This window comes from Stenotrophomonas sp. STEN031 (genome assembly GCF_056759975.1).
The window spans coordinates 66,014-87,112 of record NZ_JBRREA010000016.1; the positions used below are offsets into that span (position 1 = coordinate 66,014).

18 protein-coding genes are annotated in these 21,099 nt (G+C 64.5%); 7 read left to right on the top strand and 11 right to left on the bottom strand.

What is annotated here, in order from left to right; all coding sequences use genetic code 11:
• Nucleotides 1-42: 42 nt before the first annotated feature.
• Both ACVOLQ_RS09760 and ACVOLQ_RS09765 read right to left on the bottom strand, forming a co-directional pair.
• Entirely contained in the window at nt 43-837 is a 795-nt protein-coding gene (locus ACVOLQ_RS09760; protein WP_481527847.1) for a hypothetical protein, read from the bottom strand.
• A 147-nt stretch (nt 838-984) separates the two neighbouring features.
• The gene (locus tag ACVOLQ_RS09765; protein ID WP_481527848.1) at nt 985-3,135 is read right to left on the bottom strand and encodes an adenosylcobalamin-dependent ribonucleoside-diphosphate reductase; all 2,151 of its coding nucleotides are present in this window, start codon (nt 3,133-3,135) and stop codon (nt 985-987) included.
• A gap of 462 nt (nt 3,136-3,597) precedes the next feature.
• Here ACVOLQ_RS09765 and ACVOLQ_RS09770 point away from each other — a divergent pair, with 462 nt between their 5' ends.
• The 7 genes from ACVOLQ_RS09770 (at nt 3,598) to ACVOLQ_RS09800 (ending at nt 9,893) form a co-directional block, all read left to right on the top strand.
• On the top strand, nt 3,598-5,028 hold the full coding sequence (locus ACVOLQ_RS09770) for a Do family serine endopeptidase (RefSeq protein WP_313493292.1): 1,431 nt from the start codon (nt 3,598-3,600) through the stop codon (nt 5,026-5,028).
• A gap of 120 nt (nt 5,029-5,148) precedes the next feature.
• A complete protein-coding gene (locus tag ACVOLQ_RS09775; RefSeq protein WP_296246876.1) occupies nt 5,149-5,508 on the top strand; it encodes a hypothetical protein in 360 nt (119 codons plus the stop codon).
• A 5-nt stretch (nt 5,509-5,513) separates the two neighbouring features.
• Nucleotides 5,514-5,999 (top strand): phage holin family protein, encoded by a 486-nt coding sequence (locus ACVOLQ_RS09780; protein ID WP_481527849.1) that lies wholly within the window; start codon nt 5,514-5,516, stop codon nt 5,997-5,999.
• Nucleotides 5,996-6,460: a protein sip-5 gene (locus ACVOLQ_RS09785; protein ID WP_481527850.1), complete on the top strand. Its 465-nt coding sequence runs from the start codon at nt 5,996-5,998 to the stop codon at nt 6,458-6,460. The genes ACVOLQ_RS09780 and ACVOLQ_RS09785 overlap by 4 nt, the downstream gene beginning before the upstream one ends.
• 48 nt (nt 6,461-6,508) lie before the next feature.
• Entirely contained in the window at nt 6,509-7,606 is a 1,098-nt protein-coding gene (locus tag ACVOLQ_RS09790) for an AI-2E family transporter (protein ID WP_313493290.1), read from the top strand.
• A 172-nt stretch (nt 7,607-7,778) separates the two neighbouring features.
• Nucleotides 7,779-8,489, top strand: coding sequence for an HAD family hydrolase (locus ACVOLQ_RS09795; RefSeq protein ID WP_313171033.1), 711 nt, complete (start codon nt 7,779-7,781; stop codon nt 8,487-8,489).
• Nucleotides 8,490-8,522: 33 nt separating this feature from the next.
• A complete protein-coding gene (locus ACVOLQ_RS09800) occupies nt 8,523-9,893 on the top strand; it encodes a leucyl aminopeptidase family protein (protein ID WP_481527851.1) in 1,371 nt (456 codons plus the stop codon).
• A 184-nt stretch (nt 9,894-10,077) separates the two neighbouring features.
• On the opposite strand, the gene hglS is transcribed toward ACVOLQ_RS09800, so the two are convergent.
• The 9 genes from hglS to ACVOLQ_RS09845 all read right to left on the bottom strand — a co-directional run bounded on the left by hglS (nt 10,078) and on the right by ACVOLQ_RS09845 (nt 20,962).
• Nucleotides 10,078-11,436, bottom strand: a complete 1,359-nt coding sequence (hglS, locus tag ACVOLQ_RS09805) for a 2-oxoadipate dioxygenase/decarboxylase HglS (RefSeq protein WP_481527852.1) — start codon at nt 11,434-11,436, stop codon at nt 10,078-10,080.
• A gap of 93 nt (nt 11,437-11,529) precedes the next feature.
• The gene (locus tag ACVOLQ_RS09810; RefSeq protein ID WP_481527853.1) at nt 11,530-12,102 is read right to left on the bottom strand and encodes a hypothetical protein; all 573 of its coding nucleotides are present in this window, start codon (nt 12,100-12,102) and stop codon (nt 11,530-11,532) included.
• A gap of 1 nt (nt 12,103) precedes the next feature.
• Nucleotides 12,104-12,856 carry an HAD family hydrolase gene (locus ACVOLQ_RS09815; RefSeq protein ID WP_313493286.1) on the bottom strand — a complete coding sequence of 251 codons (753 nt, stop codon included), beginning with the start codon at nt 12,854-12,856 and terminating at the stop codon, nt 12,104-12,106.
• Between the two features lie 267 nt (nt 12,857-13,123).
• Nucleotides 13,124-13,501, bottom strand: a complete 378-nt coding sequence (locus ACVOLQ_RS09820) for an EF-hand domain-containing protein (protein ID WP_313171043.1) — start codon at nt 13,499-13,501, stop codon at nt 13,124-13,126.
• A gap of 222 nt (nt 13,502-13,723) precedes the next feature.
• Nucleotides 13,724-14,104, bottom strand: a complete 381-nt coding sequence (locus ACVOLQ_RS09825) for a hypothetical protein (protein ID WP_481527854.1) — start codon at nt 14,102-14,104, stop codon at nt 13,724-13,726.
• A gap of 52 nt (nt 14,105-14,156) precedes the next feature.
• A complete protein-coding gene (locus tag ACVOLQ_RS09830) occupies nt 14,157-14,864 on the bottom strand; it encodes a M15 family metallopeptidase (protein WP_481527855.1) in 708 nt (235 codons plus the stop codon).
• Nucleotides 14,848-16,401: a serine hydrolase domain-containing protein gene (locus ACVOLQ_RS09835; protein WP_481527856.1), complete on the bottom strand. Its 1,554-nt coding sequence runs from the start codon at nt 16,399-16,401 to the stop codon at nt 14,848-14,850. Before ACVOLQ_RS09835 ends, ACVOLQ_RS09830 begins: the two co-directional genes overlap by 17 nt.
• Before the next feature lie 60 nt (nt 16,402-16,461).
• A complete protein-coding gene (locus tag ACVOLQ_RS09840) occupies nt 16,462-19,479 on the bottom strand; it encodes a TonB-dependent receptor (protein ID WP_481527857.1) in 3,018 nt (1,005 codons plus the stop codon).
• Between the two features lie 58 nt (nt 19,480-19,537).
• Entirely contained in the window at nt 19,538-20,962 is a 1,425-nt protein-coding gene (locus tag ACVOLQ_RS09845) for a transglutaminase-like domain-containing protein (protein ID WP_481527863.1), read from the bottom strand.
• Nucleotides 20,963-21,099: the final 137 nt, after the last annotated feature.

Consider the following 21,099-nt stretch of genomic DNA (forward strand, 5'->3'; position numbering starts at 1 on the left):
TGGCAGCAACCCCGTCCCGGGGGACGGGGTGCGCGGTGCGGCTTACTTGCGGGTCGCCTTCTTGGCGGCCTTCTTCACTGCGGTAGCCTTTTTGGTAACCGCCTTCTTTGCGGTAGCGGCCTTCTTGGCCACGGTCTTCTTGGCCACGGCAACCTTCTTGGCAGCGGTCTTCTTGCTGACGGCTACTTTCCTGGCGACCTTCTTTTCAGTGGCCTTCACCGTCTTCTTGACGGCGGCGACCTTCTTGGCAGCCTTCTTTTCGACCTTCTTCACTGCCTTCTTGGCAGCGGTGGTCTTCTTGACGACGGCCTTGGCAATCTTCTTCTCGGTGGCCTTCACCGACTTCTTGGCGGCAGCAGCCTTCTTGCTGACGGCCTTGGCGACCTTCTTCTCGGCAGCCTTCACCGTCTTCTTGGCCGAGGCGACCTTGCTGGCGGCCTTCTTCTCGACCTTGGCGATGGCCTTCTTGGTGGCCGCACGCTTGCCGGCACCCTTCTTCTTCAGCTCGGTGGCTTCAGCCTGGGCGTTGGCCTTGGCGGCCTCCAGCTTCTGGCGGACCGAGGCGACCTTCTTCTTTACTTCCTTCTTGGCGGCGGCCGCTTTCTTGGCGACGACCTTTTCGGCCTTCTTGACGGCCTTTTCAGCCTTCTTCACTGCCTTCTTGACCTTGGCCACCTGCTTCTTGGCGCCGGCCTCGACCTTGTGCGCGCCGGTCTTGACGGCGGCCACGGCATCGCTGGCGGTCACGGCCAGGGTCTCGCCGACGTTGGCTGCGGTTTCTTTCACGTTCTCGGCAACCTGGGTTACGGTCGCGGTCACACCATTACCATTGCTCATATAGCCCTCCTCAGGGCATCGGGTCTTTTAACGTTGGCGATGCTATATCGAAGCCGATGCAACGTGAAACAAACGCGCAACAACCCGGTGGCGGTGAGACCACCGTCATGCCCTCCCAGCGCGCGGCCGGGAGGGCGATGAAGGCACTCAGAACTTGCCGTAGTAGCCTTCCTTGAGGGCGTCGAACAGGTTGGCGGCGGTGTGCATCTCGCCGTCGTACTCGATCTGTTCGTTGCCCTTGACCTCCACCACCTGGCCGTCTTCCAGCTCGAAGCGGTAGGTGGTGTTCTCCAGGTCCGCTTCCTTGACCAGCACGCCCTGGAAGGCGGCGGGGTTGAAGCGGAAGGTAGTGCAGCCCTTCAGGCCCTGCTCGTGGGCGTAGCGGTAGATGTCCTTGAACTGCTCGTACGGGTAATCGGTCGGTACGTTGGCAGTCTTGGAGATCGAGCTGTCCACCCACTTCTGCGCGGCGGCCTGCACGTCCACGTGTTCCTTGGGCGAGATGTCGTCGGCGCTGATGAAGTACTCCGGCAGCTGGGCGTCGGCCTCGTCGGAGAACGGCATGGCCTTGGCGTTGACCAGCTGGCGGTAGGCCAGCAGCTCGAACGAGAACACGTCCACCTTTTCCTTGGACTTCTTGCCTTCGCGGATCACGTTGCGGCTGTAGTGGTGCGCGAACGAGGGCTCGATGCCATTGGAGGCGTTGTTGGCCAGCGACAGGCTGATGGTGCCGGTCGGGGCGATGGAGCTGTGGTGGGTGAAGCGCGAACCGACCGTGGCCAGTTCTTCCACCAGCTCCGGGGCCACCGTGGCCACGCGCTGCATGTAGCGGCTGTAGCGGGCGTGCAGCACCTTGCCTGCGATCTTCTGGCCGACCTTCCAGCCGTCCTTCTTCATTTCCGGGCGCTGGCGCAGCATGGCGGCGGTGACCGAGAACTGTTCTTCCATGATCGGGGCAGCGCCCTTCTCACGGGCCAGTTCCAGGCCGGTTTCCCAGCCGGCCACGGCCATGTCACGGGCGATGGCTTCGGTGAACTCGCAGGACTCGGTGCTGCCGTACTTCATCTTCAGCATGGTCATGGTGCTGCCCAGGCCGAGGAAACCCATGCCGTGGCGGCGCTTGCGCATGATCTCGTTGCGCTGCTGTTCCAGCGGCAGGCCGTTCACTTCGACCACGTTGTCCAGCATGCGGGTAAACACGCGCACCACTTCCTTGTACTCGTCCCAGTCGAACGAGGCCTTGTCGGTGAACGGGTCGCGCACGAACTTGGTCAGGTTCACCGAGCCCAGCAGGCAGGCGCCGTAGGGCGGCAGCGGCTGCTCGCCGCAGGGGTTGGTGGCGCGGATGTTCTCGCACCACCAGTTGTTGTTCATCTCGTTGACGCGGTCGATCAGGATGAAACCCGGCTCGGCATAGTCATACGTGGAGACCATGATCATGTCCCACAGGTGACGGGCACGGATGTGGCCGTACACCTTGCAGGCCACCAGGCCGTCATCGCGGACGATGTAGTTTTCGTGGGTCGGCCACTCGCGCCAGACCACGTCGGTGGCGTTCTGGTCGACTTCGGCCTGTTCCTTGGTGTTGATCGGGAACACCAGCTGCCAGTCGGCGTCGTTGTTGACCGCATCCATGAAGCCATCGGTAATCAGCAGCGACAGGTTGAACTGGCGCAGGCGGCCGTCCTCGCGCTTGGCGCGGATGAAGTCCTTCACGTCCGGGTGCGACACATCGAAGGTGCCCATCTGCGCGCCACGACGGCCACCGGCCGAGGACACGGTGAAGCACATCTTGTCGTAGATATCCATGAAGGACATCGGCCCGGAGGTGTAGGCGCCCGCGCCGGCAACGAAGGCACCGCGCGGACGCAGGGTGCTGAACTCGTAGCCGATGCCGCAGCCGGCCTTCAGGGTCAGGCCCGCTTCGTGGACCTTCTCCAGGATGCCGTCCATCGAGTCGGTGATGGTGCCCGACACGGTGCAGTTGATGGTGCTGGTGGCCGGCTTGTGCTGCTGCGCGCCGGCATTGGAGGTGATGCGGCCGGCCGGGATCGCGCCACGGCGCAGGGCCCAGGCGAAACGCTCATACCAGTAGGCACGCTTGTCGTCGGTCGCCTCGGCATCCGCCAGGGCGCGGGCCACGCGCAGGTAGGTGCCGTCGATATCGGCGTCCAGCGCTTCGCCCGCCTTGGTCGTGAGGCGGTACTTCTTTTCCCAGATGTCCTGCGAGGCAGGTTGCAGAGGGATCATGTCCGACTTGGTTTGATTGCTGACCACTTCCAGACGCACCGTACTCATGATTGTGGAAACTCTCCTGGGGCACCTTGCGGTGCGATTTTTCTTTTCCCAAACAGGCCAGGCTGCAAAGACAACGACGCGCAGGCGCGTACTTACGCGCCTGTCGGCGGGATGAGGGGATTCCGGGAACTACCGGTTTTCTGCATCACTGTCGCGGTCATTGCACGCCTTCCGTTGGGGTGCTTGCACCCCGAGCACTAAACCCTACTGCTTGGGGACGCTTTTCACATCAACCCAACATCTAGTGGGTGATGACCGGACCAAGCTTACCCACCCACGGGGTGATGTCAAACGAAAAATCTACCGCCGGACTATTGCAATCCGTGCAGGGCTTGGGCCTCTTGGGATTGCGGCGATGCAGAGGTTTCATTGCCGATTTAAGCGCCCCCCGCCACACTCGCGTTCAGCAACCCGCCCCACCCCGGCGCCGCCCTCGGGCGCCCCCGCATGGAACCCCCGGCAATGCGACCCATCCCGACCCTGCTGACCCTGGCCCTGGCCGCCGCCTTCGGTGGCTTTACCGCCACCGCCATCAATGCCCACCTGGACAACCGCGCCGACGCCGCCTCGCTGGGCACGGTGTTGCCGACCACCGCTGCGCTGCCGGCCGCCGTCGCCGGGCAGGCCGTGCCATCGCTGGCGCCGATGCTGGAACAGGCCATGCCGGCCGTGGTCAGCGTCAATACCAAGCAGGTGGTGCGGGTACGCAACCCCTACTTCGACGATCCGTTCTTCCGCCGCCTGTTCCCACAGATACCGCAGGAGCGCATCAACGAGTCGCTGGGCTCGGGCGTGATCATCGATGCAGCGCGCGGCTATGTGCTGACCAACCACCATGTGGTCGAGAATGCCGACGACGTACAGGTCACCCTGGCCGACGGGCGTACAGTCAAGGCCGAGTTCCTCGGTTCGGACCGCGACACCGACATCGCCCTGATCCGCATCCCGGCCGAAAAGCTCACCGCCCTGCCGCTGGGCAATAGCGACCAGCTGCGCGTGGGTGACTTCGTGGTGGCGATCGGCAACCCGTTCGGCTTCAGCCAGACTGTCACCTCCGGCATCGTCTCGGCAGTGGGCCGCAGCGGCATCCGCGGGTTGGGCTACCAGAACTTCATCCAGACCGATGCCTCGATCAACCCGGGCAACTCCGGTGGCGCACTGGTCAACCTCAACGGCCAGCTGGTCGGCATCAATACCGCCAGCTACAACCCGCAGGGCAGCATGGCCGGCAACATCGGCCTGGGCCTGGCCATTCCGTCCAACCTGGCCCGCGACGTGGTCGAGCAGCTGATCACCAAGGGTGTGGTGGTGCGCGGCACGCTGGGCGTGGAAACCCAGAACCTGACCCCGCAGATCGCCCAGGGCCTGGGCCTGGAAGAAGCCCGCGGCGCGCTGGTGACACGCGTGCTGGCCGGCTCCGGTGCAGCAGCGGCCGGGGTCAAGGCTGGCGACGTGGTCACCGCGATCAATGGCCAGCGCGTGGACAGCGCGCAGGCCCTGCACAACTTCGAAGGCCTCTCCACGGTCGGCCGCACGGTTGATCTGGAAGTGCGCCGCGACGGCAAGCCATTGCAGCTCAAGGCCACCTTGAAGGAACAACCGCGCGCCGTGGCCGGCGACACGCTGGACCCGCGCCTGAGCGGTGCCACCTTCGCCGACCTGCCCGAATCACTGCGCCAGGCCGGCATCAACGGCGTGCTGGTCAGCGAAGTGGCGCGTGGCAGCCGCGCCGCGCAATCGGGCCTGGCCGGTGGCGATGTGATTCTTGCAGCCAGCAGCGGCGCCTTCACCGACCTCGCCGGCTGGCGCGCAAGCTTCGGCCAACGCCCGCCACAGCTGGTGCTCAGCATCCTGCGCGGTGGCAGCCAGCGTGGCCAATTGATGATGCGATGATGCCCAGGTGAGCATCTTGTGCTGTCGGCGTAACGTTGTTTACACCCGGCAGCTGCTATTTGTTGAGTTCTGTTGCAACCGCGCGCCATCCGGCGCACCCGCTGAAACCAGGAGATCACGATGAGCCCCACCAATACCGAGAACATGAAGGAACACCTGGGCGAGGCTGGCGCACACCTGAAGTCCGCCGCTTCCGCCGCTGGCTCGGCCGTCAAGGGCGCCGCCGGTGCTGCCGGCGACGAACTGCGTCTGGGCAAGGCCAACATGAAGGCCGAATTGTCCGACAGCGCGCTATCTGGCCTGGCCGCTGCTGAACTTGGCGGTGCCGCCGCCAAGGAACAGGTCGATGCCTTGATGGACAAGGGCAAGGACCTGATCGACAGCGCCGCCGACCTCATCCGCGAGCGTCCGCTGGCCTCGTTCGGCGTGGCCTTCGCCGCTGGCTGGATCATTGCCAAGCTCGCCCGCAGCAACGACTGATCGGCGTGAGCGATAACGCAACACCGCCCACTGGCGACGATTCCACCCCGGGCCAGGCGCCCGGGCTGGAAGAAAGCATCCGCCAGGTTGGCGCGGCCGGCCGGCAGACGCTGGACTCGGCTTCCAACACGCTGCGCTCCCTGCGCCGGCTGGCTTCGGCCGACCTGGCCTTGGCGCGCAGCGCGTTTGGTCGCTCATTGGCATGGAGCGGCGTGGCCATCGTGTTCGGCGCCTCGGCGTGGCTGCTGTTGGCGGCCACGGCGGTGGCGATGCTGCAATACATGGGCCTGTCGCTGTTCATCTCGCTGCTGATCCCCACCCTCACCAGCCTGGCCGTCACCGGCTACGCGATATGGCGGGTGTCGTACTTCTTCCACCACACCGGCATGCACGCCACCCGCCGGCAGTTGTCGCGGTTGGGTCTGTTCGACGAACCAAGTGGCGACGACCCCGATGCCGAAGTGAAGATCCCCGGGGAGCACACACCGTGAATTTCGAAGCCCTGCAACGCCGCGTGCGTCGCGCCGAAGCCGTGGTGCAGGTACGTGGCGAGGAAGCCACCCAGCATTGGGACCGGCTCAACCAGACCTGGCGCAGTGCATGGACGCCCGGCCGCATCGTGGTTGTCGGTCTTGCTGGTGGCTTCCTGGCCGGCAAGCTGGAACCCGGCGGTGCCTTCAGCGGCAGCCGCTGGCTGCAGATGATCGGCTCGGTGTCCGGGCTGGTGGCTTCGGCCCAGGCCTCGGTGGCCTCGTTTGCCGCCGCCGCGGCTGGCGTGGCCGCCAGCCAGGCGGCAGGTGCCGCCGACGATGCGGATCAGGCCGCAGCCGATGCCGAACAGGCTGCTGCACCTGCGGCAGCCTCCGCGCAGGCAACGGCCCGGTCCCCGGACGCCTCCAATCCTGTGCCGCCGCGCGCCGCCGAAGCCGCCACGGAACTGTCAGAATCCTGAGCCGGGCGCGGCACCGCGCCGCGCCTTATCGTCCGGAGCATCGCCCGCATGTCCGAGCCGTTGCCTGAAGCTGCCGCTGCGGCGGCCGAACCTACGCCCCTGCCGCCGCGCCCGCGTGCACCTGCGGCGCTGGTGGTGCTGGCCACCCTGGCCGTTGGTTACACGCTGTGGGCCGCGCAGGAAGTCATCCTGCCGGTGCTGCTGGCGATGTTCTTCGCGCTGATCGGCAACCCCATCATCCGCCTGTTGCAGAAACTGCACCTGCCGCGTTTCCTCGGCGCGCTGCTGGTGCTGTCGGCCGGCTTGGCCGGCGCGGCCGCGCTGACCGTGCAGCTGGCCGGCCCCGCCACCGAATGGGTACAGGAAGCGCCGCAGCAGATGCGGCAGATCTCGCGCAAGGTGCAGGACTTCGTCAAGCCGGTACAGCAGGCCAACCTGGCGGCAGAGAGCTTCGCCCGCGCCGCCGGTGGCGAAGGCAACCGCAAGGTGCAGGTGATCCGCACTCAACTCGACGATCCCTACAAGGCACTGGTGCGCACGCCCAAGCTGGCCGCCTCGGCGCTGGCGGTGGTGCTGCTGACCCTGTTCTTCATGATCTATGGCGAAAACCTGCAGCGGCACGTGATCGCGCTGCTGCCCAACCGCCAGCAGAAACGCTTCACCGCCGAGATCCTGCGCTCGATCGAACGCGAGATATCCCGCTATGTACTGACCATCACCCTCATCAACGTTGGCCTGGGCCTGATCCTGTCCGGTGTGCTGATGCTGCTCGGCATCGCCCTGCCCGAAGCACTGCTATGGGGCACGGTGGCCGCGCTGCTGAATTTCGCACCGTATGTGGGGCCGCTGATCGGCATCGTGCTGATGCTGCTGATGGGCTTCGTCGAATTCCGCGATCCACTGACCGCCCTGCTGCCGGCGCTGGCCTATCTGGGCCTGCACACACTGGAAGGGCAATTGATCACGCCTATCGTGCTCGGCCGCAGCATGGCGATCTCACCACTGATGCTGATCCTGGCGTTGATGCTGTTCGGCTGGCTGTGGGGCATGATCGGCCTGCTGCTTGCGGTGCCGCTGCTGGTCTGCGTGAAACTGGTGCTGAGCCGCGTCGACGGCATGCAAGGCTGGGCAAAGCTATTGGAGTAGCGTCGCTATTGTGGGAGCGGCGTAAGCCGCGAAGCTGACAATGCTGAAGCAACCAGCGCCTCTGCCAACTGATGATGTCCGTAGCTTCGCGGCTCACGCCGCTCCCACAAGTCAGATCGGGCAGCCACGGCCCCTACAGGCCCGGCTCATGGGCTTGGCGTAAAATGGCCGGATGAATTTCCCCGTACTCGCCATCACCCTCGATCTGGACGACACCCTGTGGCCGTTCGCTCCCATCGGTGCCCGCATCGACCAGGTGCTGCATGACTGGATGCTGGAACACAGCCCGGCCACTGCCCGCATGTACCCGGTCGCGGCCATGCGTGAACTGCGCGAACGCTCGTTCCGCGACAACCCGCACCTGCACTACGACCTCAGCGCGCTGCGCCGGCTGACCCTGGCCGAGGCGCTGGAGAAGAGCGGGGCAAGCATGGACCTGCTCGATCCGGCCTACGAAACGTTCTACGCCGCGCGCAACCAGGTCGAGTTCTACCCCGATGCATTGGCGGCACTGCGCCGCATCGCCGCACGCGTGCCGGTGGCCGCAGTGAGCAACGGCAATGCCGACCTGCAGCGCATTGGCATCGGCGAGTTGTTCGCCTTCCAGCTGGGCTCGCGCGAATTCGGTGCGGCCAAGCCGGACCCGGGCATCTTCCATGCCGCTTGCGAACGCCTTGGCGTTGAGCACGCGCAGGTACTGCACGTCGGCGATCACGCCGAAATGGACGTAGCCGGTGCGATGCGCGCCGGCCTGCGTGGTTGCTGGATCAACCGCGAAGAACATTCATGGACCCACACCGAACTGCAGCCTGACCTGCAGTTCGACACCCTGACCGGACTGGCCGACTGGCTGGATGGCAACGCCTCCAACCCGCAGCGCTAAGCCCACGGCCGCCAGCAGACGCAAGAGAACACCATGACCCCGATTACCGCTTACACCACCGATTCCACCAACGCCCTGCCGCTGTACGTGCTGGACCGCGACGGCTTTGCCGCATGGAAGGCACAGCAGCCGGCCGCCGTGCAGGCCTGGGCGGCAGCGCAGCAGTTCAACGCCGCCCCCAACAGCGTGCTGTTGTTGCCCGGCGACAACGGCATTGCCGGCGCCGTGCTCGGCGTTGGCGACCATGCCGATGCCTACGCCTACGCGCATGCACCGTTCGCGCTGCCGGCCGGCACCACCTGGCAGGTTGCCAACGAATTGGACGCCAGCAGCAACGCCAACCTGCAGATCGGCTGGGGCCTGGGCAGCTACCGCTTCGACCGCTACCGCAAGCTGGCGCGCCCGGCCGCACAGCTGCTGGCAAGCCCGGCCGCTGACGTTCTCGACGTGGTGACCGCCTGTCTGCGCGTGCGCGACTGGGTCAACACGCCGACCGAAGACATGGGCCCGCAGCAGTTGGAAGACGCCGCGCGCGAGCTGGCCGACGCCCACGGCGGCGAGTTGGAAGTGATTGCCGGCGACGAACTGCTGGAAATGAATTTCCCGACCATCCACGCCGTGGGCCGCGCCTCGCACCGCGCACCGCGCCTGATCGTGCTGCGCTGGGGCAACGCGGGAGCGCCGCATCTGGCATTGGTCGGCAAGGGCGTGTGCTTCGACACCGGCGGCCTGGACCTGAAGCCGGCCGACGGCATGCGCAACATGAAGAAGGACATGGGCGGTGCCGCCCACGCCATCGCCCTGGCGGGCCTGGTGATGGCGCAGCAGCTGCCGGTGCAGCTGACCCTGGTGGTGGCTGCGGTGGAAAATGCCGTCGGCCCGGATGCCTTCCGTCCCGGCGAAGTGATCACCACCCGCAAGGGCATCACCGTGGAAATCGACAACACCGACGCCGAAGGCCGCCTAGTGCTGTGCGACGCGCTGACCTACGTCAGCGAGCAGAACCCGGACACCATCCTCGATTTCGCCACCCTCACCGGTGCCGCACGCATCGCGCTGGGCCCGGACCTGCCGGCCTTGTTCGCCAATGACGACACCCTGGCCAACCAGTGGCTGCAGGCCGGCGACAGCACCCGCGACCCGGTCTGGCGCATGCCGTTGTGGCGTCCCTACCTGCGCTACCTCAACAGCGGCATCGCCGACCTGGCCAACGCCGGCTCGCGCATGGCCGGCTCGGTCACCGCCGCGCTGTATCTGGAGCGTTTCATCAACGAAGGCCAGGTGTGGGCGCATCTGGACGTCTACGCCTGGAACGACGGCGAACGCCCGGGCCGCCCGGCCGGCGGTGAAGCGCTGGCGCTGCGCTCGGCCTGGGCCATGCTGAAGACGCGTTACGGCGCCTGAGCCAGCCGCTTGTGCCCCCTCCCTTGCGCGTAGCGCAGGGGAGGGTTGGGGAGGGGTAAGCTTTTGCGCTTGATCTGCGTTTGAAGCTTGGCGTGCGTGGATTGATGCAGTTGCCTTGAAGCAAGGGCAAGAGCACCCCTCCCCAGCCCTCCCCTTGCCTGCGGCAAAGGGAGGGAGCAATGCATCAAGCCTTCAGCGCCGCCAGCGACTCGGCCTGCAGGCGCTCGTAGATCGCGAATTCGTCGCTGACCTTCGCACCCAATGCCTGCTCGAAAGCATCACGGTTCGCACGCGCGGCATAGGCCCGCTGCTCACCACCACCAAGATTCGACTGGAAAATACCCGCCGCACTCACCGGCAGGAAATCCTCATAGATGATCGGATCAGCGCTGGCCAGGCCGCGCTCGATCAATACTTCCGCCGGCAAGGCACGGGTATCCGCATCAGCGGCAAGGCCCGCATCGGTCAGGCTGTAGCGGTAATAACCCAGGCCTTCGCGGCGCAGCGTTGCATGGTCATCCGGGAACGCGGTGAACGCGCCCTGCAGGCGCTGCATGTAGTCGCCACCGGCGCTGCCTTCGCCGCCGCGCGCCTGCGCAAGCAGGGCGTCATACAGATCACGGCCCTTCGGCGTCAGCGCCAGGCCGCGCTGTTCGATCTCACCGAAGCGCGCGGTATGGGTGCCCGCTTCGTTGTCGGCCCCCGACGGGAAATGCACCATCTCCTCCAGCGCCTTGAAGCTGGTCTGGCGCAGCAGGATGGCGCAGTCGCGGCGCGGCGGGCCTTCGATCACGGCCTTTGCCGCCAGACCTCGCTCATGCATCGCGGCCTGTGCGGCATCGATGTCCAGCGTGCGCGGGGTGAGGTGATTGATATGCGGGCCACGGAAACTGACCACGTCGGCAACCAAACGGTGCGCGCCATGCAGGGCGTGATAGGTCTCCAGCGAGACGGTGGCTTCGTTGTGCCAGCGGAAGGTCTCCAGCGACTCGACTACGAAGCGCCAGGCATCGTCTTCGCTCAAACCACCGTCGCGCTCGCACTGTTCAATCAGCTGCAATGCGCCAGGGGTGAAGATGTTGCGGCGGGCGAGGATCTCGGCGGCCTGCTCGCGCAGCACGGCGTCCTCGATCAGCTCCAGCCGCAGCAGCGAGGTGAACACACGGAACGGGTTGCGGTTCAAGGACTCGCCGTCCACCGGCCGGAACGCAGTGGAATGCACCGGCACGCCGGCCACCGACAGATCGTAATACCCCACCGGCTGCATGCCCATGACCGCGAACAGGCGGCCGAGCGTGGCCAGCTCCTGCGCGGTGCCGACGCGGATTGCGCCATGGCGTTCCACATCCAGGCGCTCGCGTTCGCCGCTGCGCTGCATCTGCGCGGCCAGCTCCGGCTGCGCGGCCAGAACGTCGGCGTTGATCGCGCCAACCAGTTCCACCAGCGTGCCGTACAACGGCACTTCGGTGCGGTACATATGCGACATCGCCTGCGAGAACAGGCTGCGGATGTGATCGGGCGAAACGAAACGGTCGGCGGTCATGACAAAGCGCTTTGACGCGAAATCGAAGGAACGCCATTTTCGCCCGGAATCGCCCCCTGCGCCTATCTGCAGGGCAGCAAATACCGCCGCGGTTTACTCCGCGTCACTCCTGCGCGCCGCCGCCTCGCGTTGGGCGCGGTCGCCGAGCTGGCGCTGCAGCAGCGGATCCAGCGTTATCGGCCGGTCCCAGTGGTCGAAACTGGCGACGATGGCGTGGCGCAGGGCCCGCCAGCGCAGGTTGTCCGGGGCCGGCTGCAGGCCAGCCAACACCTCTTTCCAGCTGGCCTCGGGCTGCTGTGCGCGGGCCTTCACTGCAGTACGGCAGTTGCTGCCATTGACCTTGCCCCAGAAGCAGGCCAGATAGACATCGCCGGGCTTCCAGCCATGGTCCTGCAGCAAGGCCTGCACATAGCCCGGGCGGGCACTGGCATAACGCGCCAGCTCATCGACGAAGGCCTCCGGGTAGCGCGCGGCATAGGCGTTGATATCGGCCAGCTGCTTGTCCACCCAGGCATCACCGGTGGCCGGCGCGTGGACCTCGGCCACCGCTGCCGTTGCCGGCTGTTGTGCCAACAACGGCAAGGGCAGCACGGCAGCTGCCAGCAGGCCCAGTCGCAGCAGCAACGCTGGCCGACGCAGGTGGTGCCGGGAGCCTGCCGCGCTCACCTCAGTTGCCCTGTGCCGCTGCAGCCTGCGCGGCGACCGCACGCACGGCTTCCGGCCACTGGTGGGCGGTGTCGGCGTGATGCAGGCGTGGCTCTTCCGCGGAGACACCGTGCTCGGCCTCGTGTGCCCAGGTCATTGCGTACGGGGTATGGATGCCCCAGCCGCCCAGACCCAGCACCGGCTCGATATCCGAGCGCAGCGAATTGCCGATCATCACGAAACGCTCGGCCGGCATGTTGAACTCGGCCAATACCTTGGCGTAGGTCGACTGGTCCTTCTCCGAGATGATCTCGATGCGCGGGAACAGGTCCAGCAGGCCGGAACGCTCGATCTTCTGCTCCTGGTGGAACAGATCGCCCTTGGTGATCAGCACCACCGGGTATTCGGCAGCGATGGCAGCCACGGCTTCGCGGACGCCATCGATGACATCGACCGGATGCTCCAGCGTGCGCCGGCCGATCTCGACGATCTGGCGCAGGTCATGCGCGGAGATCTTCTCGTCGGTGAGCTCGATGGCGGCTTCCAGCATCGACAGGGTCATGCCCTTGGCACCGTAGCCGAACACGGCCAGGTTGCGCCGCTGCACCTTGAGCAGATGCTGGGCAGTGCCGGCGTCGTGCAGGTCGATGTAGTTGCTGAGGATCAGGCCAAATTCGTGCTCGGCCTTCTGGTAATAGTCTTCGCTCTTCCAGAGCGTGTCATCGCCGTCGAAGCCGACCAGGCCGATGGCGGAGGGGGTGGTCTGCGTGTTCATGCCGCACAGGATAGCAATCTGCCTTGAAGTGAATAGGGGATTGCGTCCGGGAGGCGGGGTTTGGCTGGCTGGAATGGCAGCTCAAGCAAAGTGCAACGGCAAGAGCCCCCCTCCCCAGCCCTCCCCTGCACTGCGTGCAAGGGAGGGAGCGGACCGCGCAAACTGCTGGGGTGCACCGCGCAATGCCGCTTCTTCCAACCCCTCCCTTGCGCATAGCGCCGGGGAGGGTTGGGGAGGGGTGCTCTTCGAGCACTACCCGGTTACCAATTACTTCTTATGCGCAGCCGCATAAGCCCGGTACTCCTCCGGTGTCAACTTGCCATCCTTGTTGCCATCGGCTTCGTCGAACACCTGCGCCAGGCCGGCGTTGGCCTGCGACTCTGTCTTGGTGATGGCACCATCGCCATCGGCATCCACGTCGGCCCAACTCTGCCCACCGCCGGCGGCTGCCGATGCCTTGGCGGCGCTGCTCGATGCACTGGCAGCAGCGTTCTGCGCCTGTTCTGCCGAATCCTGCGCCTGTGCAGCCTGTGCCTGCGCGGCGGCGGCCTGATCCTGTGCATCCTGCGCCATGGCCGGCAATGCGAGCGCGGAACCTACGATGGCAACCAGGGCGAACAGCGGAGTGCGATTACGTACGGTCATCAGGTCTTCCTCGTGTGTTGGCTAAAGCGCGGAAACTCCGCACGCCTCCACCCTGACAAGCAGCGACTGAATCGCTTGCACCCTGCAAAACCGCGAAGAACATCCTGTTAACCACTTCCGCTCAAACAGCGGTTACCGCCCTCGTTAGTCGTGAATGAAGCGAACGTAAGCCCGGGATTAGAGCGTTCCAGCCATCGCGCCTATCCGCACGATCATGGCCACTCAATGCTCATGCGTAGTACCAGCCAGGGGTTGCCGCGAACTGAACAACAACCAACCCAGGCCGACGCCAATCGCTACCCCGATCAGTTCCAGCAGCACGCGCGGACCCAACTGGTCCGGATCATGGATCGAAGCCAGGGCCAATTTGGCGTACAGCGGTGACTGCAGGTTCACCATACCCAGCGAGAAAAGCTTCCAGCCATCGACACCTGCGGCGATGGCCGCTGCCATCAGGCTTGCGTAGGCGATGGCGTGACCGTTACGCAATCCCATACGGCGGCACACCTGCCACCACAGCGCGAACACCACGAAGCCAACGGCCAGGGCAATCAAGCCCGCCTCCAGCGAGCCCAGCAGTCCGTAATGCAGAACCAGATTCATCGGTGCGGTGCGGTCCATTCGGGGACCCGCAGTCTACCTGCCCCTGCGCCGCTCAACGCACCGGGAAGTCATAGGCCGTGGTCGGCGTGGGCTCGGGCTTGAAGGTGTAATGCCACCATTCCATTGGATAGTTGGCAAAACCCTGCGCCTGCATCGCATCCAGCAGCAGCTGCCGGTTCTGCTTCTGCAACGTACTGATATCGGGATTGGCGGTATGCGCCAGCACATCGAAACGGTCGAAGCCGGTGCCCATGTCCAAGGCGGTGCAAGGCATGCTGCGGCAATCCAGCACGCCCAGGTCCACCGTCGCCGCCCGGCTATGGCCCGAGGTTTCGGCGATGTAGCCATCGAGCAGGCGGCTCTTGTCGATGTTGGGGTAATAGCGCTGCTTGGCGATCTGATCCTGGGCATCGTGTACCCAGCTGACGAACGAGGTCACCGCGTGCACCGGCCGGTAGCAGTCAAACACCTGCAATCGATAGCCCTGCGCACGCAGCCCGCGCTGCACCCGCGCCAAGGCCTGCGCCGCCGGCTGCAGCAGATAACAGCGCGGCGCTTCATAGCCAGGCACGACGCGACCGGTGAAGTTGTCGGTGCCGGCGTAGCGGATGTCCAGGGCGATGTCCGGGGCCAGCGCGGTGACATCGACGATGCCGGCCTGTGCCGGCGTCTTTGCCGCTGATACCTGCACCTGCTGGGCAGCCGCGGTGAGCGGCAACAGTGCCAGCAACAACGGCAGCGATTTAGTGGCAATCGCCATGGCGTTGGAATTCCAGATCGGGGTAGTCATAGCTGAAGTCGATATCCGGGTCGATGGCGCGCAGGTGCAGCAGCGGGTGTTGTGCGTCGCCGGAAAAGTCCAGCCAGGCGTCGGCATCTTCGCCCAACCCCTGCCAGGCCACATACCAACGCTCACCGGCGCGCATCACCTGCCCGCTCATGCGCGGTGATTTGAGCGAGGCAAACTGCAGCTTGCCATCACGCGGGCACAAGGACACCTCGCCGAACCACGGATCTCGCCAGACGCCAGCCTTGCTGCCGAACTCGGCCGGCGTGGCCGGGCGTGCATCCGGCAATGCGGGGCGCACATGCCCTGCCGAACGGCGCTGCGCGGCAGCATCGTCAATCAACCTGGCGTAATGCAGCACGTCATTGTCCGCGGCCGGTGCGGTGTAATGCTTGAGCATGGCCTGCATCAGCGCCGTGCGTGCGTCTTCGCCTTCACCGTTGATCAGGATCACCACGCCGGTCTTGAGATCCGGCAGCAAGGCCAGCGAGGAATACATGCCGGACAAGGTGCCGGTATGCGCGACCTTCCACTGCCCATCCATATCCGACAGACGCCAGCCATAGCCATAGGCGTAGAAGTGCGTGTTGTCCCAGTCGCGCAGGCGTTGGCTGATCGGCATCGGCATATGCGCGGTCCATAGCGCACGCCGCTGGCCTGCGTCCAGCCAGCCCGGCGCCTGTGCCGGGTCCAGCAGCACCTGCATCCAGCGCAGCATGTCGTTGAGGCTGCAACGGATACCGCCGGCAGCCATCGATGGGAAATCGGTGACCTGTGCAGGATCGCGCTCGGCAGCGACGTTGCGCTTGCCGTCGCGATGATGCGGCTGGGCAACATTGCCAAGCGCCGCCGGTGACCATGTGCCTACCTGGCAACGCTGCATGCCCAGCGGCTGGAAGATTTCCTCGCGCACCAGCTGCGAGTACGGTTTTCCACCCGCAGCTGCGGCGACTTCGCCGGCCACCACATACATGAGGTTGTCGTAGGCATACGCGCTACGGAAGCTGCCGGTCGGCTTCAGGTGGGCGAGGCCGGCAATGATGTCCTGGCGATCAAAGTTGTTCGGTTCGGGCCACAGCATCAGGTCGCCTGCGCCCAGGCCGAGGCCGCTGTTGTGGATCAGCAGATCGCGCACCTGCATGTTGCGCGTCACCCATGGGTCCTGCATGCGGAACTGCGGCAGGTACCTGGTGACCGGATCATCCCAACGCAGCTTGCCGGCCTGCACCAAGCGCGCGAGCACCGCTGCGGTCATCGCCTTGGTGTTGGAGGCGATCTTGAACAGGCTGTCGTCGTTGATTGCGGCGCCCTCGCCCACGGCAAGTTCGCCGCGGGTGATACGCCGGACCACCTTGCCATCCTCGATCACGCCCACGGCGATGCCGGGTAGCTGATAGCGATGCATCGCCTGGTCAACCAGAACATCCATGCGGCCTCTATCGGCATCTGCCGCGAACAGAGGATTCGCCAGCAGCATGGCAGCAGCGGACAACAGCAGCTTCAGTCGCATCGTCATCTTTCCCCACAAAAGCGAACGGCCCGCCGAAGCGGGCCGTCCTCATACACTACATCAGAAGTTCCAGTTGACCATCAGCTGCGCATAACGCGGCGCCTGCCAACGGGTACCGGTACCAAAGGTGTCACGCATGACACCCGGCTGGCCTTCGTAGCGGGCAGCCACGTTGATCACTTCCTGTGTATTGATCAGGTTGTAGACCGACAGGCTGGCCTTCAGGTCGATGCCTTCGACCGGCAGCGTCCAGGTTACGGTTGCACCCAGGTTGTAGGTCCATGGCATGCGGCCGAAATCACCGCGCGGTGAATACCTGTAAACGCGGTCTTGCCACGGTCCAGCACACTTGTCCACGCACAGCCAACCGGTACCGCCACCACTGCCCGTACTGGTATAGCTGGCAATCGCGGCATTTTCATCCGGCCAGGTCACACCAAACGCAGTGATCGGGCCACCGGACAGCGCGGTGAAGGTGCTGCCGAACGACCACATTTCGTTGAGCTTGTAGCTGGCGCGCAGCTTGATCTGGTGACGGTGGTCGTTGAACAGATCGCCGTAGCGCTGGTTGTTGGCGGGGTGATCCCAGTGCTGGACCATGCCGGTGTCGGCGTAGTTGGTATCCGAGTTGACCGGGCCCTCGTGGTTGCCCGACGACTTGGACCACAGGTAGGAGGCATTGAACGCCCACTTGTCGTCCCACGCGCGGTCGACCTGCAGCTCGATCGACTTGTAGGTGCGCTTGGGCTTGGAGTAACCGATGATCTTCTCGCTGCCGGCCATGATGTAGCCCTCCTTGGAGGTATCGATCGTGACCCAGCCATCTTCCGCGCAGCCCTGTGCCTTGGTACCCCACAAGGTGAGCTTGTCACCGGGGTTGGCGATCGGCCACAAATTGCCATGCCGCTTGCCGCACAGCGCATTGATGCGCATGTCATCCATCGCATTGGGCATGCGCCGGTAGGTACCGGTGACACCCCACGACCAGGCCTGGTTGATCATGGACTGGAAGCCGAGGATCGCTTCGTCCTGGTAGACCGCATCCAGGTCGCGATCCACGCTCTGGCGCAGGTCCTGCACCGCGATGTTCTGCGACTGATCAACCGGCCCGATCTGGGATCCGATGATCGGCGCCATGTACGGCGCACCGGTGACAGGGTTGGTTTCCTGGCGCCAGCCATCCAGCGCGTAGTAGGTGTACTCATCGAGCAGACCGCCAGCGAAGTTGTAGCTCAGGATGCTCGGAATCGGCATGTAATAACGGCCGAGATTACCAAACAGCTTGGTGCTGCCATCACCCTTCATGTCCCACGAGAAGCCAAGACGCGGCGAGAACAGGTTGTCCTGCTTGGTGAAGGTGGTCCCCACCGTGGTCATGTTCTCGAAGTTGTCCATGCGCACGCCGAGGTTCAGCATCAGGTGCGGGGTGACACTCCAGTTGTCTTCCAGGTAGAACGCGCTGGCCTTGATATCGAATACACCACCGTCGGCACGCTCACGCGCACGCAGGATGGCGTTCACGCCACCCGGCACAACCGCGCCGTTATCCAGCAGATTGCCCGGCTTGGTGCCATAGGCGGTGTAGTACTTGCGGGTAGGGCCCGGGTACTTCGTCTTGCGATCAGTGGTCATCAGCTCGTGATCCCAGCCGAACCGCAGCTGGTGGTCGCCCAGCACCCACTCGAAGTCCAGGCGCTTGGCGATGCGCTCATCTTCATGGTCGACGACCGTACCGCCAGGATGGCAGCCCAGCACCGGGCTGCCCATCGCACGATAGGTCGCGCCATAGCTGGCGTTCTCGTAGGTAACGTAGTCGCAAAGCGAGTCGGCCGGCGAGCGGTTGTAGCTGCTGCTGCGATTGATGCCGTACATCGCCTTGGCGGTGAAGTTGTCACCGAAATGGCCGGTATAGGTCAGCGAACCACTGGTGCCGCCACTGGAAGCGGTGGACTGACTCGGCGCACCGCTGCCGATGGTCGAATTGGCGAAATCATAGGTATAGATCTCGGAATCAACATCGCCCTTGTCGGAGAACGCCATCGCCTCCAGAAGATGGTTGTCACTGATGTTCCAATCCAGCTTGGTACCCCAGAAGCCGTTGTTTGACTCGGCCTTTGTCCAGCTGTTGCCTGCGGCATTGGTGTTGCCGGAGTTGGTGTCGCGCTGCTCATACATGGCGAACAGGAACAGCTTGTCCTTTACCAGCGGGCCCGACGCCCAGCCATTGGTCTTGGTGAAGCTGCGGCTGTCGTGGCTGGAGCGGACGTTGGTCCGGCCATCCTTGTAATAGTGATCATCGGCCTTCGAACGGAAGGCAGAGGGTTCGAAGGTGACCGATACACCGCCCTTGAGTTCATTGCTGCCCGAGCGGCTGACCGCGTTGATCACGCCGCCGGTGGAACGACCGAACTCGGCAGAATAGCCACCGGTCTTGATCTGGAATTCTTCGAAGAACGCGAACGGCGCGCTGGAGAAGCTCTGCCGCTTGTAGAAATCGGTAACGTTCAAGCCGTTGATGAAGATCGAGTTCTCGGCCACCGAGGAGCCACCGAACGAGATACCACCAAACGACGAGTTACCGGCGATCACACCCGGCGCGAGCATCGCCACCGAAGTCAGATCCTGCGGCACCGGCATGCGCGCGAGATCTTCGCGGTTGATGTTGAAGGAGGACTCCGTGGAGTACACGTCCACGCGATTGACGATCTTGGAGCCGACAACCTGGACAGAGTCCAGGGTAACAGCGCTGCTCGATCCACCACCCAGATTGACATTGGTGGTGCCGCCCAGCGACACGTTGACCGCCACCGGCTCCTTGTCGACTTCCCCGTCCCGCTTGACCTGCAGGCTGTAGTCGCCCACCGGCAGCTGGCTCAGGCGATACGAGCCGTCAGCGCCCACGGTTACGGTACGGGTCAAACCCGTCGCTTTGTTCACCACGGTGATCTGGTCACCGGAGTTTGCGCGGCCGGCAATCGCACCGTTCGCACTCTGTGCCATCACGCTCGGCGCCATCACGCCGAGACAGGCACCCAATGCGACGGTCAGCGCCGCCCTTTTCAACATTTTCCTGTTCATCCCCTGCTCTCTCCTGCAGATGTAAATCGATAAGTAAGACAACGGTTACGACGTTCTATTACTTGGACTCCGGCGCCAGAACCTGCGACTGGAAGTCGTATTGCCACTGGTTGAAGTAAAGGTTCCCCCCTTCCCACTCAACCTCACCTCGTTGCAGATCAACGGTCTCCGAACGGAAGTGCTGCTTGGCAGGCACGAACGCGCGTGAGTAGTCATCGTTGAACGCGATGCGGTAGGCATCCAGCCCGCCGAAATAGAAATTGCGTTGTTCGGGCTGGTCGCTGTCCAGTGCACCCGTGCTTACATCCATCGGCACCCAGCCGTAGGGCGCAAGATAGAGCGCGCCCCAATCGTGCAGGTTGTTGTAACCGACCTCGTTATCCGAATACACCATGCCCGACTGCCAACGCGCCGGGATACCGTTCATGCGCAGCAGCGAGATCAGCAGCAAGGTCTGCTGGCCGCAATCGGCGTGCCCTGCATGCAATGCGTAATCGGAAATATTGCTGATCGTCGAGTACTCGCGGGCGCCGCCCCACGGAATCGCATCCACCGCGTCGAACAACTTCTTGGCGACGCGGTAGGGATTGGTTTCATTGCCCACCGCCTTGCGCGAGAACTCCCGCATGGCCGGGGTGAACACCACATGCGGTGCGCGCTCGGCCAGATAGGGCGCAAGCGCCGGGTCCCGCGGCGTGGGCAGCACCTTGTCCGGGTCGATGATGAAGCGGCGCGCGGAAATGGTGAGCTCGTAGCTGACCGAGAATTCGGTCGGCGTGCCGGCTACGGCCTTGCGCTCAAGATAGGCGGTGCGCTGCAAGGTGTCTTCGGGTGCGATCTGTGCGCCCTGCGGCACGCTGGACAGCCATTGGATGTTTTCCTGCTGGCCGGGTATCGAACGCGGATACGGCAGCCAGGCGCGCACGGTTTTTCCCGCCGGCACTGCATCGGCATCGACCTTGATGGACTGGGTGATACGCACGCGGCGCGGGCTGATGCTGGTCTGGCCGGCCTGCTCCGATGCCTGGATCACCTCCAGATGGTGCGAGCCGAGTCGCTCATAAGGACCGGGCCGGGAAACACGCTTCTCCGGCGGCCGCCGGTTGGAAGCCTCGGCACTGAACAGGAACAGATTATTGGGGGCGCGCTTGAACCAGCGACGCTGGCCGTCGATGTCCAGATGCTCGATCAGGCCGGCGTCGTCCCAGGCCTTGAACTCCTCGTCGCGCAGATCGGGGACCGACTTGCGCACCGTCGCCTTGGCCTGCGCTTCGTCCAGAGTGAAATCCAGGCGGATACGGCGCATGCGCTCACGCTGGAACAGGTAGGCGGCGCGGCTGTCGGCATCGGTAGCGGGCGCGGCCAGCGCCTTGTCGATTTCAGCCTCCGCGCCGGCAAAATCGCCACGGTCCACGCGCGCTACCAACTCGGGCAACGCCGTCGATGGCGCCTCACCGGCATGGGCGATCCAGGCCAGGCCCATGCACAGGGCAGAGGCGAGGACCTTGCGGGCGAACGGTACGCGGGCAAAGCGGGCAGAATCGGCGTTTGAAGCCACGGCAACACTTCCACGTGCAGGGTGGTTAACGCTGTGTAACACGCACCCGACAGCGGGTCAAT